We start from the raw sequence: 20,445 nt of genomic DNA, 5'->3' as shown, positions 1-20,445 counted from the left end.
GTCAGGCCACCGTCCGGGACATGACGTACAGGCTGTCGCGTACGCTGGTCCGGCCTTCTTCGAGGGTGCGCAGCTGTACGCCTGGCACTTCAGGGTGCGAGTCGATGCGCGCTGGCGCATGCAGGTAGACGTTCAGCGGCCGTTCACTGGTGGATGCCTGCAACTGGCATTCGCGACCGACCAGCGCGCTCAGTGCGGCGTCGCTGTCGCTGCTGCCCACCGAGCGCACCGCCGTCCAGCGACCTTCGCGGGCCAGCAGCATCACGCTGCGCACCGGTTCTGCAACCACGAACAGGAAGTCGCCGGCGTCGAAGCTTTTGTCGAAGTGATTGAACGCCGCCATCAGGTACGGTTGCACCGAACGCAGGCACAGACCACGACCACTGACCAGGGCACGCAGGCGTTCGAGCAGATCTTGCGGCAGCGCGCTGGCGATCCGGTCGTAACCGGCGGGCTCGGCCGACAGCACCAGGCTCCAGGGTTGGTTCGCCGCCCCGTAGAGGTCTTCGAAGCACAGTTGGGCAAACCCGCGCAGTTCATCAGGACTGCTGATCTGCTCGCTCCAGGGCACCAGGCAAAACCGGCTGAAGTGGCCGGAGACCACCACGGTCAATTCGGCACCGGCGCGGGCATGTTCGCCCAGCAGGCGGTCGAGGGTCTCCAGGGCGACCGTCCAGGCCATGAAACCTTCATCGATGAAGCCGACGCTGCCCAGCCACAGGGTGTCGCCACCCTGACGCTGACCGAGGCCGACACCACTGGCGCCGAGCACGGCGACATAACGCTCACGAGATAAAAGTGACACGATTGATCTCCTCGAGAGTGGTCCGGCCTTGTTGCACCAGTTCAAGCGCCGATTCGCGCAGCAGGCGCAAACCACGTTTGCAGGCGTGGGCCTTGATTTTCGAAATGGGTTGGCGTTCGACGATCATTTGCCGCAGCTCGTCGTCCAGGTGCAGCAGCTCGGCAATCGCGCTACGTCCGCGGTAGCCGGTGCCACGGCAATGACCGCAGCCCTTGCCATGGACGAAGTGGTAATGCGCCACCTGTTGAGGATCGAGCCCCGAGGTTTCCAGCTCTTCTTCGCTCGGGGTATAGGCGCTGCTGCAACTGGCGCAGACCAGGCGGATCAGGCGCTGGGCCAGCACCGCATTGAGCGCGGACACCAGGCTGTAGGGGTCGATTTCCATCTGGGTGAAACGGCCGATCACGTCGAACACGTTGTTGGCGTGGATGGTGGTGAACACCAGGTGCCCGGTGAGTGCCGATTGCACGGCAATCTGGGCAGTGTCAGGGTCGCGGATCTCACCGACCATGATCTTGTCCGGGTCGTGGCGCAGGATCGAGCGCAGGCCGCGGGCGAAGGTCAGGCCTTTCTTTTCGTTGACCGGGATCTGCAGCACGCCGGGCAGCTGGTACTCCACCGGGTCTTCGATGGTGATGATCTTGTCCACGCCGTGGTTGATCTCGGTGATCATCGCGTACAGCGTGGTGGTCTTGCCGCTACCGGTGGGGCCGGTGACCAGCACCATGCCGTAGGGTTCGGCAGCCAGGCGGCGCAGCTGGCGCAGGGTTTCCTCTTCAAAGCCCAGGGCCTGCAACTGCACGCCGCAGACCTTGTCGGCCAGGTCCTGTTTGTCGAGCACCCGCAGCACCGCGTCCTCGCCGAAAATGCTCGGCATGATCGACACCCGGAAGTCGATCTGCCGGCCGCTGATGCCGATCTTGAAGCGACCGTCCTGGGGTACGCGCTTTTCGCCGATGTCCAGTTCGGCCATGACCTTGACCCGGGAAATCACCTGCTCGGCGAACTCGCTGCCCTGGATCTTGCTGATGTTGTTGAGCACGCCATCGATGCGGTACTTGATCACCAGGCCACTGCCGGTGGTGCCCAGGTGGATATCGCTGGCGTGCATTTTCAGCGCGTCGTAGAGGGTCGAGTTGACCAGCTTGACCACCACGCTCGAGTCTTCGCTGATGCTGGTCAGGGACAGGCTTTGCAGGGTGTCGATCTCGGTGTTGCCGTCGGCCTGGGCGTTGAGCGATTCCACCGCGTGGAAGCTCTCTTCGTGGCGCGCCAGGTAGGCTTTCAGGTCGTCGGCATGCACCAGGTACAGCGGCGCGCCGTGCAGGCAGTCGTCGATCCAGGCCAGGCGGGCGCTGTCGAAGGGGTCGGCAAACACGCCGATGACCGCGTCGTCGTGACGCAGCAGGATGAATTCGCGCTTGAGGCATTGGGCCAGGGTGACCCGGTCGAACACCGGGGTGGCTTGAAACAGGCTGTCGGTGTCGAGCACCGGGTAGTGCAGGGTTGCGCCCAGGCACTGGATGAACGGCATGGGGGCCAGGTCGCACAGCACCCCGAGGGCTTCGAGCATGCGCTCGCCGGAACTGCCGGCCCGGGAACGGGCCTGGGCCAATTGCTCACTGGAAAACCGGGTCGGTACACAATCCAGCGGTGGCACATCGACGACAAGGGTAAGACGATCCATGGCTTGCTCTCCAACACCCGGGGCTTAGAGCCCTGTCGGCGCGGCGAGCAATTGCGGCGGATGCCGGAACCTCTTGTCGCGCCATTACTCCCCGGTGAGCAATTGTTCGTCGTCTGGCGCTGTGGAGGCCGAGTTACTTCGTCGGCGATCTGCAAGCACCCAACTACCGTCGTACAACTGCAGCGGGAAACTTTCGGTCCTGCTCTGGCGTCGTTCGACAAAGCCTTCGCTACTGCTCACACCCGCTTTGGGTTCGCGCTGGCGCCCCAGAAGGTCAAGTACTGCACGCGCCAGTTCCGCCAACGGAAAGGGTTTGAACAGGATGTGGCTGACTCCCATTTGCCGGGCCCTTTCGCAAACCTCTGCGGTGGGGTGCCCCGTGATCAGCACAAAATGACACTTCCTGTTCTGGCGGATGGCATCGAGCACCTCAAAGCCTTCCATATCGGGCAAGCGGTAATCGAACACCATCACATCGGGTGCGAAATCGCCTGCTTCAGCGATTCCTTGCGCACCGTCGTGAGCAATCCGGACTTCCAGCGCTTGCGCCTGCAGGTAACCCTGGAGGTTTTCAGCAAGCAGCTGTTCGTCATCAACAACCAGTACTTTGTTTAACAAGGTGGACTCCTTGAAACCGCAGGTCCGGGTTCCGAACCTGGCGGAGTGCGCGCCTTGATAGGTCTAACGCACACTTCATGCCAGGCTGAGTGCCGGTAATTTTATGTATTCATGTCCTTGAATTTAAAAGCAATGCCTTTGCGTCCACATGCCCCACCCCCCAAAAGCGGGGGAAAGCGAACGGATGCGCATCGACGCTTTCCCCCACAGTTGGGGAAAGCTCACTCGTCGTCAATCCGTTCGATCCGATTGCTTGCGCGCAGCTGCGCCAAGGCCTGCAGACGAGCCTGGAGCTGTTTCTGTCGGGCAAGGTAAGCCCGAACCATGTCAAGTCCCTGCTCTTGTGTGACATCGGCAGCCTCCAATCGGTTCTGCAGCTCAATCAAATGCCAGCCTACCGCCGTGCGCACCGGCTCGCTGACTGCACCCGGTGCCAGGGCAAAGGCCGCGGCTTCGAACTCGGGCATCATGCGCCCCCGGGTAAAGTACCCCAGATCGCCGCCTGCGCTGGCCGAAGCGTCTTCGGAACCGCTGCGGGCGACGCTGGCGAAATCGGCACCTTCACGAATCGTGGTGCGCATTGCCTCCAAGCGTAGTCTCGCGGCTTCGACTGTGGAAGCATCCGCACCCTGAGGCACTTTGATCAGGATATGCCTGACCTGGATCTCCTCGGGACGGTTCATTTCGGCGCGGTGTTCCTGGTAAAACGCCTGCACCTGCTGTTCGTCCGGCTCGCCGACCTTCGTGAGTTCGGCAAACATCTGTTGCGCCGCCAGGTCACGGCGGGTGTACTCGATGTAGCCGGCCTCATCGAAACCTGCGTCTTCGAGGCGCCGGGCGAACACCTGGTCGCCCCCCATGGCCTGGCGGGTCTGGGCCACCTGGTCGTGCACCGTGGCATCGCTGACCACCACCCCGCGCTTGACCGCTTCCTGCCAGAGCAGCTCCTTGTCGATCAGGGCGTCCAGCGCCGCCTTGCGCAGCTGCTTGTAGGCGCTGGGACTGCGGATGCTGGCGACCGCCCGGCCCTGATCCTCCAGGTATTCGGCGAAATAGCGCTCCAGGCGCAGCTGGGAAATTTCCTCGCCATTGACCCGCGCCACCGCCGGGCCATTGCTGCAAAACGCGGCGGGCACCCACAGGGTCAACAGCACCAACACAGTCGCAAGTTTCATCTTCGGCCTCCGGATCAGGGCATGGCGGCAATGGGTTTGTAGGGGGCGACCAGATAGAAGCGCTGGTCTGGCAGGTCCACGGTGACCACATGGGCGCCGTTCAGGCCCAGGCGTCGACCCGGCCCGAAACTGATCAGCGGGGTCAGGCCGGTATCGAAGTCATGCAAAGCTTCCAGGGCACTGATCAGCTTTTCCCGGCTGGCATCGCGGCCCGCCTGTTTCATGCCCTCGCTGAGCAGCATCATCGAACTGTAGGCACCGACCTGCAGCACCGCGTGTTCGCCGCCGAGCTTCTGGCGCTCGCGCAGTTGCGTCAGGGCGGTGCGCCCGGTCATCGTCCAGTCGCTGGGCACGAACGGATAGGCCAGGAACACCCGCCGGGAAAAACCGCTGGGCACCTGCAACAGATCGCCCGCCACCTGATTCGAGGCGGCGAACAGGTAGGGCACCTGGCCCGCGGTCTGCAAGCGCTCGGCCAGGCGACTGAAACCGCCACTGCTGCCCATGTAGAACACTGAACGCGAGCCCAGTGGCAACTCGTCCTGCGCCGACTCGTAGGGTTGCAGGCGCACTTTCTGCCAGTCGTTGTCCTGCAGGTACTGGGCAAGTTTCTCGGCTGCCAGTCGTTGGCCCGGATCGTTCGGGTAGGCGATCAACGTGGGGCCTTGCAACACGCGCAGGCTGGTGGCGGCGTAGTTGGCCAGCGCGATCATCTGTTCACGCAGCCCCGGCAGCGGTTCGAAAATCTGGCGGCTGGCCTGGGCCGTGCCCTGCAATGACAGCGGGCCGATCAGGGGTACGCCGGCCTGTTCCAGGCGCGGCGCCAGTTCGGCATCCAGCGCCGGCACCAGCGGTGCGACCAGCGCGAACACCTGTTCCTGTTCGATCAACTGGTCGAGCGCGTGTTCGGCGCTGACACGGTCGGGACCGGGATCAAGGATGGTCAGGCGCACCTGCCGGCCGTGAATCCCCCCGGCTTCGTTGATCCGCGCCACGCTGCCCCTGAGCACCGCCGCCACGGTAAGACCCTCCTCGCTCAGCACGCCAGAACTCGGCAGCAAGGTACCCAGGTGCAGGCTGTCGGGGCTCAGGCCCGGATCGCGCTCATCGGCCAGGCGCTTGAGGTACGCCGTCAGGTTGCGTTGATCGTTCATCGACAGCACGAACCGCGGCATCGCCGCATCGAGCCGGTTGTTGCCCGGGTCGCGCCCCTCCTGGACCGCACGGGCCAACGTGCCCTCGGTGTAGGCCGGATAGGCGCGCCCGTTGACCTGCTGTTGACCGTAGGTACTGGTCAGCCGCGACCAGCTCAAATCCGGCGGCCGCACCCCGCCTTCCGGGCGCCCCAGGCCATCGCTGCCGTGGCAGTTGGCGCACGGCAGGCTGGTGGCCGGCAGTAGCATGCCCGCCGCCCCGATCCGCGCCATGATCGGCTCACCACTGGCCGATACACCTTCGCGGTACAGCCGTTTGCCGGCGCTTTCGCTGGGCGTCAGCGATAACGCCTGGGCGCTCAGGCTGAGGCTTCCCAGGATAAGCAGGCCGAGGATCAGGGCGTTTTTCATGGCCCGGACTCAACGGCCGGCCACGGGCATTGCCAGCAACTGCAAGCGCTGGGCAATGGCCGCGGCCGGGGCATCGGGACGGATCTTGCTCCAGCGCTTGTTCGACACGTCGCCGACGATCAACTGGGTGGAGTGTTGCTCGGGGGACGGTATGACCTGGCCGATACGTCCCAGGACCAGGTCCATTTGCGCTTTGTCGCCGGTAAGAAAAAGCCAGTGGGGCTCATCGACGCCCTGCTTCAAGGTATAAGCCTTGAGTACCGCCGGGGTGTCCCGCAGCGGATCACTGGTAAGGGAGATAAAGGTGATGCCGTCCGCCTTGTCGCCCAGCACTTCGCGCACTTGCTTGAGTTTCTGGGTGATCAGGGGGCAGGCATCGGTGCAACTGGTGAAAATCACATTGAGCAGCACCACGCGGTTTTCCAGCGCGTCGCTGTAGAAACGCAGGGTATTGCCGTTCTGGTCCTGCAACGGCGTGTCGGTGAACCAGGTCTTGGCATCGCGGGTGCCACCGGCCGGCTGCGCGGCGGCCGCTACCGTGGCGGAGGCCGGCGCCGCTTGTTCATGCCCTTCATGGGCCAAGGCCAGGGAGCTTGCGAGGCAGGAGCAGAGGCTCAGGGCGATCCAGTCGAGAAGTCTCATGGTTGATGCTCCATGGCGATGGCGGTGTGTTTGGCGTGGGCGTTGCGTTCACCGCTGAGCTTCTCCACTTGCCGGGTCAATATGGCCGGGTCGGTGAAGCCGTAGTAGCGGGTCCAGTGGCGGCTGTTGCCGTCCCCCACCAGGATCAGCGGCGCATGATTCTTGAAGTCGCCACTGAAGCTGCCCAGGCCTTTGAGGGTTTCGTTGACCGACTGCGTGGAGCCGGTCAACCAGCTCCAGCCCGGGCCGTTCTGGAACGTGCGGGCGTATTCGTTCAGGCGCTTGGCGTCGTCGCGCTGCGGATCGATGCTGATCGACACCAGCTGCACCTCGGTGCCGACCCGTGCCCCCAGCTGTTTCTGCACCTTGCCCATGATCGAGGACACCACCGGGCAGACCGTGGTGCAGCTGGTGTAGATAAAGCTCATGACCACGATCTTGTCGGCCACCAGGTCTTTTTCCAGGCGTACGCTTTTGCCGTTCTGGTCCACCAGCGCGACGTCGGCGAACTTGACCTGGGCGGTATCGGAACTGGAGCTCTTGGCCGCCATGGTGTGGCCGGCATGTTCATCGGCCGAATGGGCCAGGGCCTGGCCGATGCTGGCGGCCAACAGGCAGAGTGTCAGCAGTCCGTGATGTGCGAATCGGTTCATGTCGATGTCCTCTTCAATGAGCTTGGCCGGGTGTCACCCGAACGCTGGCAAAAGTCTGGTCGTCGAAACTTGCGCCCAGGGACGCCGCACGCACGTGCAGGTACCAGGCGCCTTTCTGGTCAAGGGTGACCGGGGCTTCATAGATGCCGTTGCCGACGTCCAGTGCCGCGACGTACTGCGGCCGTGAACTGGGCGCCAGGAAGTAGCGCACCTGCACGTCCTTGACCCCGCTGCGCTGGACCTTCTGCTTGCCCTGGACGATGCGAAAGCGCACGACATAAGGGCTGCCCAGGGCGGCCGTGGTCTTATCGAGCATGAACTCGACTTTCGGCACGCCGGCGACGGGGCCGAGCTTGTCGTTCGGCTCAACCACGGCGCTGAAGCAATGGATGATGTTGGGCTGGTTGAGCAGGAACGCCACGTCGAAGCGCCCCGCCGCCGGCAGCTTGATCCGCGCGCTGTACAGCCCCGGCTCGACTTCGCGCAGGCTGCGGTCGATGACCAGTGCCGCCCGTGCCACTTGCCCGCGGTTGGGGTAGCCGGACATCGGCGCGTTCATGCCTTCGGCGTAGAAGTAGGTGGTGTTGTCCACCGGGTTGACCGCAAACACCGCGTTGTCGTCCCGCGACACTGCCAGGCTCGACGCCAGCGGCAGGTCACCAGCCAGCCGCGGCGGTTGTGTTCCGGCTTCAAAGCCCTGAGTGATCGGCTTGCGGCCTTCACCGAGGGAGGCCAGGTTGATCATCGTCACCTTGGCCGAGGCCAGGCCGCGCACATAGGCATAGGCCTTGGTGAACACCACTTGATAGGGTTCGGCGGACACGTCCAGTTCATGGATCAGCGAATCGGTGGCCGCGTCGATTACCGCGGCCTGGTTCTCCAGGGTATTGAGCACGATGCCGAAACGGCCGTCCGCGCTGAAGCCCATCGGGCCCAGGCCCTGCTTGATCTTGATCACCCGCCGCACCGACTGGTTCGCCGCATCGACCACGGTGACCGTGCCGTCCTTGCCGTCGGCCACGTAGGCCGCGCCGGACAGTGGCGAGTACACCACCGACAGCGGGTGCGAACCGGTCTTGAGCTGCTTGACGATGGTCAAGGTGGCGACATCGATGAGGCTGACTGTGCCGTCGTCGCGGTTGGTGACAAAGGCGAAGCGATTGTCCTTGCTGAAGGCGATTTCGTGGTGGCCGCTGCCGGTCGCCAGGTGCTTGAGGGTCTTGAGGCTGGCGGTGTCGATCACTGTGACCCCGGAGAGCTCGGCCGACGGGGCATTGTTGCCGACCCACAGCAGGCGTTCGTCCGGTTGCAAGGCCACGCGCACCGGGTTGCTGCCGGCGGCCACCGAGTCGAGTAGCTTGAATTGTTCACTGTCGATCACCGCGACTTCACCCGCCGTCGGCATCGACACGAATACCCGCTTGTTGTCCCGGGGGGTGACCCAATCCATCGGCGGTTGCTTGATATCGATGCGGGTCATGGTGCTGGTGATGCCACCCACCGAGACGGACGGGTCGACCACCGAGACGCTGGCATCGCGGTTCATCACCATCAGGAAGTAGCTGTTGAGATCGAGCAGCGGCCGTGCGCCGATACTCGACTTGAGGAACACCCCGACCCGGGCCTTGCAGCTCTGTTCGCGGCCCTGGGCCTGGTCGGCGGCAACGGTTTCGGGGTCGATCCAGGCGCCGGGGGCGACGCCCGCCAAGGGTTGGCCCGAGGCCTTGTCGGTGACTTTGAAGCGCACGTCGGCAAATTCACCCTCGCGCAACACGCCGCCTTGGGCCAGCGGCCGCACCTCAAGCGCCACCGACACGCCGTCACGCTCAAGCGTCTGGCCGGTCCAGGTGTCGGGTAGCGCAATGTCGCTGAGCTGGGTTGGAGGCGACGTGCGCCACACCCCGAGCCAGATCAGCGCTACCCCGACGACCAGGGCAACGCTGGCGATTTTGATGGTCCTGTTCATGTCACCTCTCCCCTTCAGATCTATGCCTGCTTCACCGCCCTCCTGTGGGAGCGGGCTTGCTCGCGAAGAGGCCAGCACATCCAGCATTGATGTGTCTGACACTCCGCCTTCGCGAGCAAGCCCGCTCCCACAGGTGTTGCGTTGTTTCCTGCCCTACGGCGCTGGCGCCGGTTCCGGGTCATTGGTCACCCGCAACAGCCCCCACAACCCGGAGGTGTTGCCATAGGCGCCGTAGTCGCGGAACAGGTAGTCACCCGGTATCGCGTTGACCCCACCGGCGCTCGGCAGCATGAAGCTGAAGTGCGCTGCCGGCAGGACGCTCTCGTGGGCGCCGATGTACATCGACATCGGGTTGTAGCCGAACTTCACCGAACCCACGCCCGGGGTGCTCATTGGGTAGCCACCGGTATCGCTCTTCTCCGACAGGAACGGGTTGGTCGACCAGACGTGACCGTCAAGCTGGAAGGTCGTACCGCGACTACCGCCGGTAGGCATCAGGATGTGCGTGCGGAACGGCTGCCCCGGCTTGGCGTACAGCACCGGTGTTTGCGGATCGCCACCCACCAGCGCATTGCTGTAGGCCATGTGCGCATTCGCCATGTCGCCGTAGCCCGCGCCGTCGGCATGGCCGAAGGGTGCATCCGGGGCCAGGCCGAAGCGGTACCACATCGGTTCGGTCTTGTAGTTGATAGCCATGCTCGAGTTGTCCTGCGGATCGGTCGGCACGCCGAACCCTTCCGCGGCAATCCCTTCCACCGGCCGCCCATTGGCCCAGCGAGTGTTCAAGGCCTTTTGCCAGACCATCGCAAAGTCGCGGTAGGTGGTTTGCCCAGGGGCGGTGACGGTTGCATTGACCTTGCGCGTATCGTCAACCCAGGTGGCGCCCACCGGCAGAATGCTCATCGCCCCGGCCAGGCCTTTTTGCGACTGCTTGATCACGTCCGCCGGGGTGATGTTCAAGCCGCCGAACTCGATCGCCGTGGCATTGATGTTGTCGACATTGCGCCCCAGTTGCGTGATCGGCTTGCCTTCACGCTCCAGGTGCCCGGCGTAGTACTGATAGGTACGGGTCGGGTAGGCCCCGCTGTTGCCAACACGCGGTGGCACGGTCTGGGTCGGGTTGGCGCCGATGTTGGTACCGTCGGATTTGGTGATGTCGTACGCCAGCAATTGCGCGTGCAGACCCACGTGGCTCGACGGCCGCATCAGGTTGTTGCTGAAGGTGGTCGAACCGCTGCCGCTGTTGCGATCACGTTTGACCATGCCTTGCATCACCGCTGTCTGGGTCAGGTCCGGCATGACGCTCGGCAGACGGTTTTCCAGGGTGATGTTGATGCAGTCACCGGCTGCTGCGCGCAGCACCAGGGGTTCGACAGGCACACCGGGCTTGAGCTTGCCGGTGGCCGGGTCGAGGTCGGCCTTGCGCACATAGAGGATCGCGGTCGGATCATGCAGCGGCCCGCTTTGCCCGCCGATGGTGATGGTTTCACCGTCTTCAGGGTCGGTCACGGTGACCTGTGGAATGCTCACGGTACGCGAGTTGAGCACCAGGGTACCGCCGGCCGGATTCAACGGCCCGCCCACATGCATGCCGAGGCCCGCCGGGTCACCGATGGTCAAGCCCAGTGGATTGCCGAGGATGTCATTGGCCAGCGCCGCGACCACTTCATAGTTGCGTTGCGGGGTCGGCCGGGTGCCGATGCCGTTGGGGTTGGCGCCGATCCGCGGGCAAACGCCGTCGAAGGCCACGGTGTTGCGCATACCGGTCGGCTTGGCGTTGTTGGGCAGCGCGAACAGATCGTTGCGTTGCGCCGTGTAGTTGCGCATCACGCCCCAGATCCCGCTCCAGTAACCCTCGATCGAAGCGTCCATCGAGTACAGGTAGTCACCGGTGGTGGCGGCCGAACTGGACAGCATCGAGACCGGTGCAATGAAGCCCATCTGCTCGGAGATGCCGATCATCTGCGACGCGCGCCAGCCGGAGTTGGAGCTGTTGCCGAAACCGGAACCGCTTTGCAGCCACTTCACGCCGTGCAGGGTGACGTTGTGCTCCTCTTCGTGACCGCCGGCATGCACCCGCAGCCGCACGTTGTCGCCGGTGTAGGTGCGCAGCATCGGGGTGAACGGGTCGCCAGGTTCGGCGCCGCCCTTGTTGATGTGCGGCGGGAACAGCGTGGTGCCGCCGGTTGGGCCGGTGGCCGCGGTGATCAGGTTCGGCGCCAGGTTCATCGCCGGGATCGCACGGTCGGTACGGCTTTGCATGGCGTACGCCAGGTCGCCGCCCAGGCCGTCGGCCTGCATGCCGCGCTTGCCGTCCGGGCCGACCTTGTACGGGTCATACACCCGCAGGGCCAGCGGTTCGTTGCGGTAGTTGACCACGAACATGCCCGGGTCATCGACCGAGATGGCTTGTGGGCATGGCCGGCTCGGGCAGCCGGGAACCATGCCGCCCTGCACTTCGAGAATGCCGTCGAGCAAGGTACTGGCGTTGTTACGCACAGGCGGGTTGATCGCGTAGCGGAAGCTGTCGGCGGTAGCCGGGAAGCTTTGCGCATTGGGTTTACCGTCAGGCCCGGCGCCCACGTACACACCGGCTTCATAGGCGTGCTGGAAGTCGCTGTATTCGAGGAAGAACTCACGGAAGCTGTCGTTCTTGCCGTCGCCGTCCAGGTCACCGGTGGAAATCACCGCTTGCCACGAAGTCGGCCCGCCGTCCTGACGCGCGCCGCTGTACAGCGGCTCGCCGGTTTCGGCGTGGAACCAGGTGGAGCCGGCAGGTTCTGCCAGCACGGTGGCGTAGAGGCCGATCTGTTGGTGCGTCGATGGGCCGAGGTGGTCGTGGGTAAAGATGGTGCCCAGGCCACGGTCGACGCCTTTGGCGTTGACCACCGGGTCGACGAACCAGCGCTGCATCGCCGTACGCGCACCGACCCAGTCGGCCCGGCCGTATTGGCCGAAGTACGGGTGGTTCTTGGCTTTCGGGCAGGCCGGTGTGCCATCGCGTGGATCGCTACCCTGGCACTGGTTGAACTCGCGGATGGCGTGGATGCGTTCTTGTACCGCACCTGGGGAGAGTACGCCGTCTTCGTAGTTCCAGCCGTTGGACGAGCCATCGGCAGACACCAGGTCCCACTTCGGCAGGTGAATGTGCTGGCCGATCACGTCGGTCGGCGTGCGTACCTGATAGTCGTCCATCTCATAGGTGGCCGGCACCAGGTTGGTTTGCTGGTACTGCACGCAGTCGAAGGTGTTCATGCGCATCACCAGGGGCTCTGGCGGACGCTGCTTGGTGATCACAGGCCAAGCGTCTTCCCAGAGCGCCAGGATGCGCGCTTGCGGGAAGTGGTAGCCGACCTTGTTGTACACCGCGTCGAACTGGATGTTGGCCGCCTTGTAGATGCGCGGACGGTCGGCGGTGAAGCTCGAGGAGCCGATGAACGACATGCCGTCGAGCCGCTCGCCACTGTTGAATTCACCGGTGCCGGCGCTGCTGCTCAGGCGTTTCTGCCGGTCGTCCATGCACGGTTCGTAGAACGGCGCACCGGCCATCGGCAAGGCGCCGTTGGTGCGGAAGGCCCGTGCGACGATTTGATTACCCGGCAGCAGGGCGAAGCTTGGGTGGTCCTTTTTGGCGTGGAACGCCATGGCCGCTTGCTCGACTTCGGTGCCCTCTTCCGGCAGGTAGATCGGTTTGGCGCGCGTCACCGTCTTGGAGAAATCCAGCGATGTGGTAATGGTTTCGGCCTCGCCTCCGGCAGAGACGCCGTCCAGCGAATGGCGCCCAAGGCCACCGTCCCAGCCACCGGACTGCGCTGGGTCAAGGTTGGCCCACAAGGCTTTGCCGGTCGCTTTCAAGGCCTGCGCCGTGGCAGCGTCGAGCATGTCCAGCGGCGGGGTCGGTGGGCGTTGGCCGACCGAGCTTTCCATGCCGCCGATCCAGAAGGGGTAGCCTGGGTTTTTCAGCGTGCCATCGGCGTTGCGGTTGGCTTCGCTGCGATCCACCAGCGCCAGGGAACCGATGGCCTGGGCACCACCGCTGCCGCCATGGTGCTCGCCGTCATCGTCGTCTTCTTCATCATCGTCGTCATCGTTGTGGGCGGCCACCAGGGTTTCGCCGATTTTCGGTACGACCGCGACTTTGCCTGGCATCGGTGCCATGGCTTTGCCAGGCAGCGGCACCACCGCCGGGATCGGCGTGCCGGCAACGATCTCGCCATCGGGCAAGGCCCGTGCACCCGCGGCGGGTTTACCGCTGCGCAGGGCATAAGGCTCACTGTGGAAACCGTCCGATCCTTGTTGCGACACCTCCAGCTTGGTGCCTTCTTCAAACACATCGTGCACCCGCCACATGGCCCACATACCCTGGGCGAAGTGCGGGTAGAAGTGGCAGTGATAGATCGCATCGCCCGCTACCCGGTTGCGGTTGCCCGAACCGCCGTTGGCGATTTCATAGGTGTAGCCGGCACCCGGGCCGATGCCCTGGGCGTCCACATAGTCGGAGTTGTCATCGTTGGGGTTGAACAGCCACTGATGCCCGTGCAGGTGGAAGATGTGCTGCTCATGGCCGTTGTGGGTGTTGCGGAATTTGACGAAGTCACCGATGTAGCTGTGGTTGACGTTGGACGGCTCGGACGGATACAGCGCCATGGTCGCCTTGACGCCCACCTGATCGGCGTTCGGTGTCTGTCCCGGGGTGATGCCTTCCAGGCCGGCGTTGGCCGGTACGTCCACCAGCATCGCCACGTCGCCGACGGTGTGGGAGCTGAGGAAGAATTCTTCGTAGGCGCAGGACAGGCAATCGTGCATCGGGCCTACGCCGAGACGGTTGGCAACCACTTCGGCACCCATGCCGCCAGAGCCATAGTTGATCATGAACGAATCGCGGGTCGGCTCCAGCACGTGGGCCATCACAGGGTCCGCCCAGTAGGCCGGGAAAGCTTGGGTCGCGGCGGTTTCATCCTGGAACTGCGAGGCGAAATCGCGGAACGGCTCCAGACGATTGGGCAGCGCCGGGTTGCGTTTGCCCACGGCTTCCAGCGGATAGGTCGAGGGCGGGAAGCTGCCATCGGCGTTGCTGCCCATGACGATCGCGTCGCTTTCGCTGGAAATGATTTCATTGCCGTCGACCATGTTGATGATCGGCGTGCCGGCCTTGCCTTCACGGACCCATGGCTCACGTTGCGGGTAACGCGCCTGGTAATCGACGATCGGCTGGCCGGCCGGGGTGCGGCCGGTGGTGGCCAGGCGCATTTCTTCTTCGGTCACGGTGTTGCGGTAAGTGCGACCGCCCTTGGGCACCACCACGACCTGGCCGAACAAACCGTTGGCCACGTTGCCGGCCGCCCCTTCGCCACCGAAGGTTGCGCCACGGCTGCTGACGGCGAACACCCCTTCACGCTCGGCGTACAGGGTGTAGGAACGGCTGGCACCCGGTGCGATCAAACTGTTGGCATTGCGGCCGGTGAACGAAGCGATGTCATCGATGCTGTTGACCGCCTGCATGCCGTTGACCTGGAAACCGACATGGCGGTCGGCGACTTGCTCGTCGACCTTGAAGTTTTCGTTGTTGCCGATTTCGATGCCTTCTTCTTCCTCGCCCTCCTCCTCTTCTTCGCCACCGTCATGGGAACCGGGGTTGGCCTGGTAGGCCAGCAGGTTCTGCAGATTGATGGTCAGGCAGTCACCGGCGGCTACCCGCAGCACCAGCGGACGCGGACGCTTGTCGGGACGCAGCGAAACCTTGCCCGGCACCGCCGCTCCACCCTGGGCCAGAGAGATGTCATGGTCATCGACCACATCGCGACGCAGGGCGAACATCATACCGTTGACGTTCTGCGCACCGAGGCGGTTGAACATCAGCGGCTGGTCGAGAGTCACGACGTTGGCCACCAGGTTGCGTTCACAACGCGCGGCAGCCTCGGCCAGCTCGACGCCAAGCATGGACGCTGCGAACAGCAGGAAACTGAGCAGGGGTGGAGCGTGGAATATGCCGGTCATGATCACGGGCCTCGCTGTGGGCGCTCACAGGGAATAATTCTCGACAAAACCCCTTGAGCAATCTGTATGCCATAAAAAATCTATCGGTTTTTCAAACAGTTACAGTCGCCACTTAATTCATCGGGGGATATTCCCCATTTATTCCCCACTTTTTTGCCGGGGCCACCATGCCCCAATGTTGGGGAAACCCGCCCCAGGCTGTGCGGTCACAACGGGGCATCCGCTGCCAGCCCCTGCAGACGCCGGTACTGGCGCAGCACGCTGGGCACATAACGCTGGGTTTCGGCGAACGGCGGGATCACGCCGCCACGGCTGAGCACCGCTTGGGGGCCGGCGTTGTAGGCGGCAACGGCAAGGGCGATGTCGTTGTCGAACATGGTCATAAGGCGCTTGAGATATTTGGCCCCGCCCTGGATGTTGGCCTTGGGGTCGTAGACGTTTTTCACGCCCAACTCCCGGGCGGTATCGGGCATCAGCTGCATCAGCCCGCCCGCGCCCTGGGGTGATACGGCGCTGGCGTCGTAGCTGGATTCGGCCTGGATCACCGCGTGCAGCAGCGCCGCCGGCAGCTGGTTGTCGGTGGCCGCCTTTGATACCAGTTCGGCATACGGCCTGGCGGCGATCATCTGCGGCTGCTGATCGAGGCTGGCCACCTTCGCTTCGACATCACGGACCACCCGTTCGTACTGGCGTCCGGGGCGATGGACATTGGACAAGACGAAGTCGCCCTTGGCGTCCCTGGAAACGAATACATCGGCCTGCGCCGTGCCTGCCAGCAGCATCACGCCGAGCAGTCCTGTGGTGAGAGTTTTCATTGTTCTACCTCCCGTGACCGGCCCCCGAAAAATGGGGGTTATGCCCCAATGGCCGGTCGTGTATCAGCCATACGCAAGCACTGTGCCGAAAGCGCAAGTGGCCGTAATACGGGGGTTGCACGGGGATGTCCGGCGCTGGGCCGGGCCTGTGCATGGCAATTGCATAAGCCTTTGTCGCGACCCTTCTGCCGACTGTGTGAGGTCATCATGAAACAGCGTCTGCGTTTCGCCCCGCGTGCTTTTGCCCTTCGAGCCGAGCGCGGGTTCACATTGCTTGAACTGTTGGTGGTGCTGGTGGTGCTGGGGCTGTTGGCCGGCATCGTCGCGCCGAAGTACTTCGCGCAACTGGGCCGCTCCGAAGTGAAGGTGGCCAAGGCGCAAATAGAAGGCCTGGGCAAGGCCCTGGACCTGTACCGCCTGGAGGTCGGCCATTACCCGTCGACCGAGCAGGGTTTGCAGGCACTGGTCACCGCCCCCAGCGACGAAACCCGCTGGACCGGCCCTTACTTGCAGAAAAAACTGCCGCAGGACCCGTGGGGCCGTAACTACACCTACCGCTACCCCGGGGAAAACGGCGAGTACGACCTGCTGTCCATGGGCAAGGACGGCCAACCCGGCGGCGAAGGCGAAAACGCCGAAGTCACCAGCTGGCAATGAGGGGAATGGCGACCATGCGTTTTCACCTCAAGGCGGTAGGCAAGGCCGGTGTGGTTTCAATGACCGTCGAGGCGCCGGGCGACAGCGAAGCCCGGCGCATCGCCGAAGACCAGGGGCTGCGGGTAGTCAGCCTGCACGCCGAGAGGCATTGGCGGGCACTGCGCCTCAAGCAGCGCGAGACCTTCAACCTGGTGCTGTTCAGCCAGGAACTGACCACCCTGCTCAATGCCGGCCTGCCGTTGATCGATGCGCTGGAAAGCCTGGCGGAAAAAGAGAATGCGCCACAGGCCCGCAAGACCCTGAGTGAACTGGTGCGCCTGCTGTATGAAGGCAAATCGTTTTCCCAGGCCTTGGCCCAATTGTCGGCGGTGTTCCCGCCGCTGTACGTGGCATTGGTCCAGTCCAGCGAGAAAACCGGTGCCGTGGGCGATGCGCTGGGTCGTTATGTCAGCTATCGCCAGCGCATGGACGAGGTTCGCCAGAAGATCGTCAGCGCGTCGATCTACCCCATGCTGTTGCTGGTGGTGGGCGGTGGCGTGGTGTTGTTCCTGATGGGGTATGTGGTGCCGCGCTTCAGCCTGGTGTTCGAAGGGCTGGGGTCGAACCTGCCGTGGCTGTCGCAGATCCTGATGAGCAGCGGCATGTTCCTGCACGCCCACCAGGGTGAATTCTTTGGCGCACTGGCGACGATCGTCATCGCCCTCGCCTTCCTCCAGCGCCAACCGGCCTTTCGTCGGGGCCTGGACCGCCTGATCGAAAAACTCCCGGCGGTGCACCAGCGCATCTTCATGTACGAACTGGCGCGTTTCTACCGTTCCCTGGGGATTTTGCTGCAGGGCGGCATACCGCTCGTCACCGCCATGGGCATGGTCCGCAACCTGCTCACTCCCGCCTCCCGATTGCGCCTGGACCAGGCCTGCGAACGGGTGCGCGAGGGGCAATCCTTGTCGACGGCGCTGGAACTCAACCACCTGGTGACCCCGGTGTCCCTGCGCCTGCTGCGCGCCGGCGAGCAGTCCGGCAACCTCGGGCAGATGATGGAGCGCAGCGCCGACTTTTACGACGAAGAAATCAGCCGCTGGATCGAATGGTTCGTACGCCTGTTCGAACCCTTGCTCATGACCTTCATCGGCCTGCTGATCGGGGTGATCGTGATTTTGATGTACATCCCGATTTTCGAGCTGGCTTCAAGCATCCACTGATGCCTCTGGGACGGGCCTGCGCGGGAAGTCGCAGTCTTTTTTCAACATCACAACGAATAAAGCGGCACCTTGGCGTGTTTACCCACTGAATATGGCAGCACGTTGCAATGTTCATCAACGTTCCAACTTGAATTAGAAGACGGAGAACGACATGCACATCAACAAGCTATTACTGGCAGTAGCGATTGGCGCGATCTTATCGGCGTCTACCGTCCTGATTCCGGACAGCCTCTCCGGGGTATCGAGCGCTCAGGCGAAAGAAGGCGGAAGTGGCGGTGGCGGTGGTGGTGGTGGCGGTGGTCACGGTGGTGGCGGCGGCAGTGGGGGCGGCGGTGGCGGTCACGGTGGCGGCGGCAGTGGTGGCGGTGGTGGCGGTCACGGTGGTGGCGGCAGTGGTGGCGGCGGCGGTCACGGTGGAGGCAGCGGTGGCGGTGGCAACGGTGGTGGCCACGGCGGCAGTGGTGGCAGCGGCGGTGGTAATGGCGGTGGCCACGGCGGCAATAGCGCCGGCAGCGGTCATAGCGGCAGCGACCATGCTTCCGGGCATTCCGGCAGCACAGCCTCGAACTCCGGACGCAGCGGCACCCATGCCGAACCGGGTGACGACCATGGCGTGCATCAGGCCGGGCATGACGACAATGGGGTTCACCGCTCCGGCGAGGTAGGCGACGACCACGGCGTGCACCGCTCCGGCGAGGTAGGCGACGACCACGGCGTGCACCGCGCCGGCGAAGTGGGTGACGATCGCGGCCTGCATGCCGCTGGCGAGCCGGGTGACGATCGTGGTGTCCACGTCGGTGGCGAACCGGGTGACGACAAACGCGTCAACTGACGTGCACAAACCCTTGTAGGAGCGAGCCTGCTCGCGAAAAACGTCCAGACAACGCGGGCATTCAGACAGCCCGTGTCATCGTTGACGTCCATCGCGAGCAGGCTCGCTCCTACAAGGGGTTGTGCGAATCGTCCAGGCGCTCGCGCAAAAACTCGATCAACGCCTGCACCGGTCGCGAGGACTGACGATGTTGCGGATACACCGCCGATAACGTCAGCGGTTGCGGTCGAAACTCATCCAGCACCGCCACCAGCCGCCCGTCCTTCAATGCCGAACCGACGATGAACGTCGGCAAATAGGTAATCCCCATCCCGGCAATCGCCGCGTCCTTGAGCAACTCACCATTGTTGACCCGCATCCGTCCCGTAACGTTGACCACCAACGGCTTGCCCTGCCCTTCGAAGCGCCATTGCACCTGACGCCCGTGGCCGTATGGCAGGCAGTCATGCTGGTGCAGATCTTCGGGTTTGAGCGGCGTGCCACGCTCTGCCAGGTAAGCCGGACTGGCGCAGTACACCCGCTGGATGGAGGCGATGCGCCGCGCGATTAGCGTCGAGTCTTCCAGTATTCCGATGCGCAGTGCCAGGTCATAGCCTTCGCCGAGCAGATCCACCGGGCGATCGCTCAAGTCCACCTCCACCGTGACGTCCCGATAGCGCTGCAAAAACTGCGGCAGCAGGCACCCCAGGTGCGCCAGCGCAAACGACAGCGGCGCGCTCACGCGCAAGGTCCCGCGCGGCTCGGTGGTCTGCCCGGCGATGCCCTGCTCCACCTGCTCGACTTCACCCAGCAAGCGCAGGGCCGATTCGTAGTAGCTCTGCCCCAATGGCGTGACATCCAGCCGCCGGGTCGAACGATTGAGCAGCCGCACGCCCAGTCGCTCTTCAAGTTGCATCAAGCGTCGGCTGACAAACTGCTTGGACAGCCCCAGTTGATCGGCGGCGGCCGTGAAGCTGCCGGAGTCCATCACCTGGCAAAAAATACGCATATCTTCGAACGGGTTCATTGTCATGCCTTGATTGACAGTCACCCGCTTTTATAGCGTTTTATTCTCGTTTCGGCACCCTATTCAGGGTCCCACGCAAAAACTGTAGGAGCACGGCTTGCCGGCGATGGCGATTTCATGGACGCCTTCGCCGGCAAGCCGGGCTCCTACAGGTGCGGTGCGGTCTTACTTGGCGGTGAACGTGGTGTAGCTGTTGATCAGGTTACGGTAGTTCGGCAGGCGCTCGGACAGCAGGTTGGCCAGGCCTTCCATATCGTTGCGCCAGTCGCCTTGCAGCTCGCAGGCCACGGAGAACCAGTTCAGCAGATGCGCACCGGCGGCCGACATGCGGGCCCAGGCAGCCTGCTGCACGGTGGTGTTGAAGGTGCCGGAAGCGTCCGTCACCACGAACACTTCAAAACCTTCGGCAATGGCCGACAGGGTCGGGAACGCCACGCACACGTCTGTGACTACACCGGCGATGATCAGTTGCTTGCGACCGGTGGCCTTCACCGCCTTGACGAAATCTTCGTTGTCCCAGGCGTTGATCTGGCCTGGACGGGCAATGAACGGCGCCTCGGGGAATTGAGCCTTGAGCTCCGGCACGATCGGACCATTTGGCCCCTTGTCGAAGCTGGTGGTGAGGATGGTCGGCAGTTTGAAGAACTTGGCGATGTCGCCCAGGGCCAGCACGTTGTTCTTGAATTCGTTGGGCGAGAAATCCTGCACCAGCGAGATCAGGCCGGTCTGGTGATCGACCAGCAGCACAACAGCGTCATCTTTGTTCAAGCGAGAGTACGGAACGTTGCTCATGAAAAAACTCCTTGGTGGATGGTTGTCGCTTGT

At 63.6% G+C, this 20,445-nt stretch carries 15 protein-coding genes; 3 read left to right on the top strand and 12 right to left on the bottom strand.

From position 1 onward, the window contains the following. Window position 1: 1 nt before the first annotated feature. From OH720_RS11760 to OH720_RS11715, 10 genes are all read right to left on the bottom strand, one after another. On the bottom strand, window positions 2–805 hold the full coding sequence (locus OH720_RS11760; protein WP_272605739.1) for a hypothetical protein: 804 nt from the start codon (window positions 803–805) through the stop codon (window positions 2–4). Continuing rightward, window positions 786–2,492: a GspE/PulE family protein gene (locus OH720_RS11755; RefSeq protein ID WP_272605738.1), complete on the bottom strand. Its 1,707-nt coding sequence runs from the start codon at window positions 2,490–2,492 to the stop codon at window positions 786–788. Before OH720_RS11755 ends, OH720_RS11760 begins: the two co-directional genes overlap by 20 nt. Window positions 2,493–2,576: 84 nt before the next feature. Next, window positions 2,577–3,110, bottom strand: coding sequence for a response regulator (locus OH720_RS11750; protein WP_272605737.1), 534 nt, complete (start codon window positions 3,108–3,110; stop codon window positions 2,577–2,579). Between the two features lie 221 nt (window positions 3,111–3,331). Then, entirely contained in the window at window positions 3,332–4,285 is a 954-nt protein-coding gene (locus tag OH720_RS11745) for a peptidylprolyl isomerase (RefSeq protein ID WP_272605736.1), read from the bottom strand. A 14-nt stretch (window positions 4,286–4,299) separates the two neighbouring features. Beyond that, window positions 4,300–5,850: a cytochrome c/ABC transporter substrate-binding protein gene (locus tag OH720_RS11740; protein ID WP_272605735.1), complete on the bottom strand. Its 1,551-nt coding sequence runs from the start codon at window positions 5,848–5,850 to the stop codon at window positions 4,300–4,302. Between the two features lie 9 nt (window positions 5,851–5,859). After that, on the bottom strand, window positions 5,860–6,492 hold the full coding sequence (locus OH720_RS11735) for an SCO family protein (RefSeq protein ID WP_272605734.1): 633 nt from the start codon (window positions 6,490–6,492) through the stop codon (window positions 5,860–5,862). After that, on the bottom strand, window positions 6,489–7,145 hold the full coding sequence (locus tag OH720_RS11730) for an SCO family protein (protein WP_272605733.1): 657 nt from the start codon (window positions 7,143–7,145) through the stop codon (window positions 6,489–6,491). The genes OH720_RS11735 and OH720_RS11730 overlap by 4 nt, the downstream gene beginning before the upstream one ends. Before the next feature lie 13 nt (window positions 7,146–7,158). Further along, complete coding sequence (locus OH720_RS11725; RefSeq protein ID WP_272605732.1) at window positions 7,159–9,111, bottom strand: YncE family protein; 1,953 nt, start codon at window positions 9,109–9,111, stop codon at window positions 7,159–7,161. Window positions 9,112–9,264: 153 nt separating this feature from the next. Further along, on the bottom strand, window positions 9,265–15,108 hold the full coding sequence (gene mnxG, locus OH720_RS11720; protein ID WP_272605731.1) for a manganese-oxidizing multicopper oxidase MnxG: 5,844 nt from the start codon (window positions 15,106–15,108) through the stop codon (window positions 9,265–9,267). A gap of 206 nt (window positions 15,109–15,314) precedes the next feature. After that, window positions 15,315–15,923: a lytic transglycosylase domain-containing protein gene (locus tag OH720_RS11715; protein WP_008055566.1), complete on the bottom strand. Its 609-nt coding sequence runs from the start codon at window positions 15,921–15,923 to the stop codon at window positions 15,315–15,317. A 207-nt stretch (window positions 15,924–16,130) separates the two neighbouring features. Here OH720_RS11715 and gspG point away from each other — a divergent pair, with 207 nt between their 5' ends. The 3 genes from gspG (at window position 16,131) to OH720_RS11700 (ending at window position 18,614) form a co-directional block, all read left to right on the top strand. After that, a complete protein-coding gene (gene gspG / locus OH720_RS11710) occupies window positions 16,131–16,580 on the top strand; it encodes a type II secretion system major pseudopilin GspG (RefSeq protein WP_008055567.1) in 450 nt (149 codons plus the stop codon). A 14-nt stretch (window positions 16,581–16,594) separates the two neighbouring features. Then, window positions 16,595–17,782 carry a type II secretion system F family protein gene (locus tag OH720_RS11705; protein ID WP_180206127.1) on the top strand — a complete coding sequence of 396 codons (1,188 nt, stop codon included), beginning with the start codon at window positions 16,595–16,597 and terminating at the stop codon, window positions 17,780–17,782. Between the two features lie 151 nt (window positions 17,783–17,933). Then, complete coding sequence (locus OH720_RS11700; RefSeq protein WP_272605730.1) at window positions 17,934–18,614, top strand: hypothetical protein; 681 nt, start codon at window positions 17,934–17,936, stop codon at window positions 18,612–18,614. 109 nt (window positions 18,615–18,723) lie between these two features. Here the strand turns inward: OH720_RS11700 and OH720_RS11695 are convergent, their stop codons facing one another. Together OH720_RS11695 and ycaC are read right to left on the bottom strand one after the other, a co-directional pair. Next, window positions 18,724–19,620 carry a LysR family transcriptional regulator gene (locus tag OH720_RS11695; protein WP_272605729.1) on the bottom strand — a complete coding sequence of 299 codons (897 nt, stop codon included), beginning with the start codon at window positions 19,618–19,620 and terminating at the stop codon, window positions 18,724–18,726. Window positions 19,621–19,785: 165 nt separating this feature from the next. Continuing rightward, window positions 19,786–20,412 (bottom strand): isochorismate family cysteine hydrolase YcaC, encoded by a 627-nt coding sequence (ycaC, locus tag OH720_RS11690; RefSeq protein WP_180206124.1) that lies wholly within the window; start codon window positions 20,410–20,412, stop codon window positions 19,786–19,788. Between the last annotated feature and the right edge of the window lie 33 nt (window positions 20,413–20,445).

This window comes from Pseudomonas sp. WJP1 (assembly GCF_028471945.1).
In the GTDB taxonomy this organism is placed as follows: domain Bacteria; phylum Pseudomonadota; class Gammaproteobacteria; order Pseudomonadales; family Pseudomonadaceae; genus Aquipseudomonas.
The sequence above is the reverse complement of the archived record's forward strand: the minus strand, read 5'-3'. Positions and strand labels throughout refer to the sequence as shown.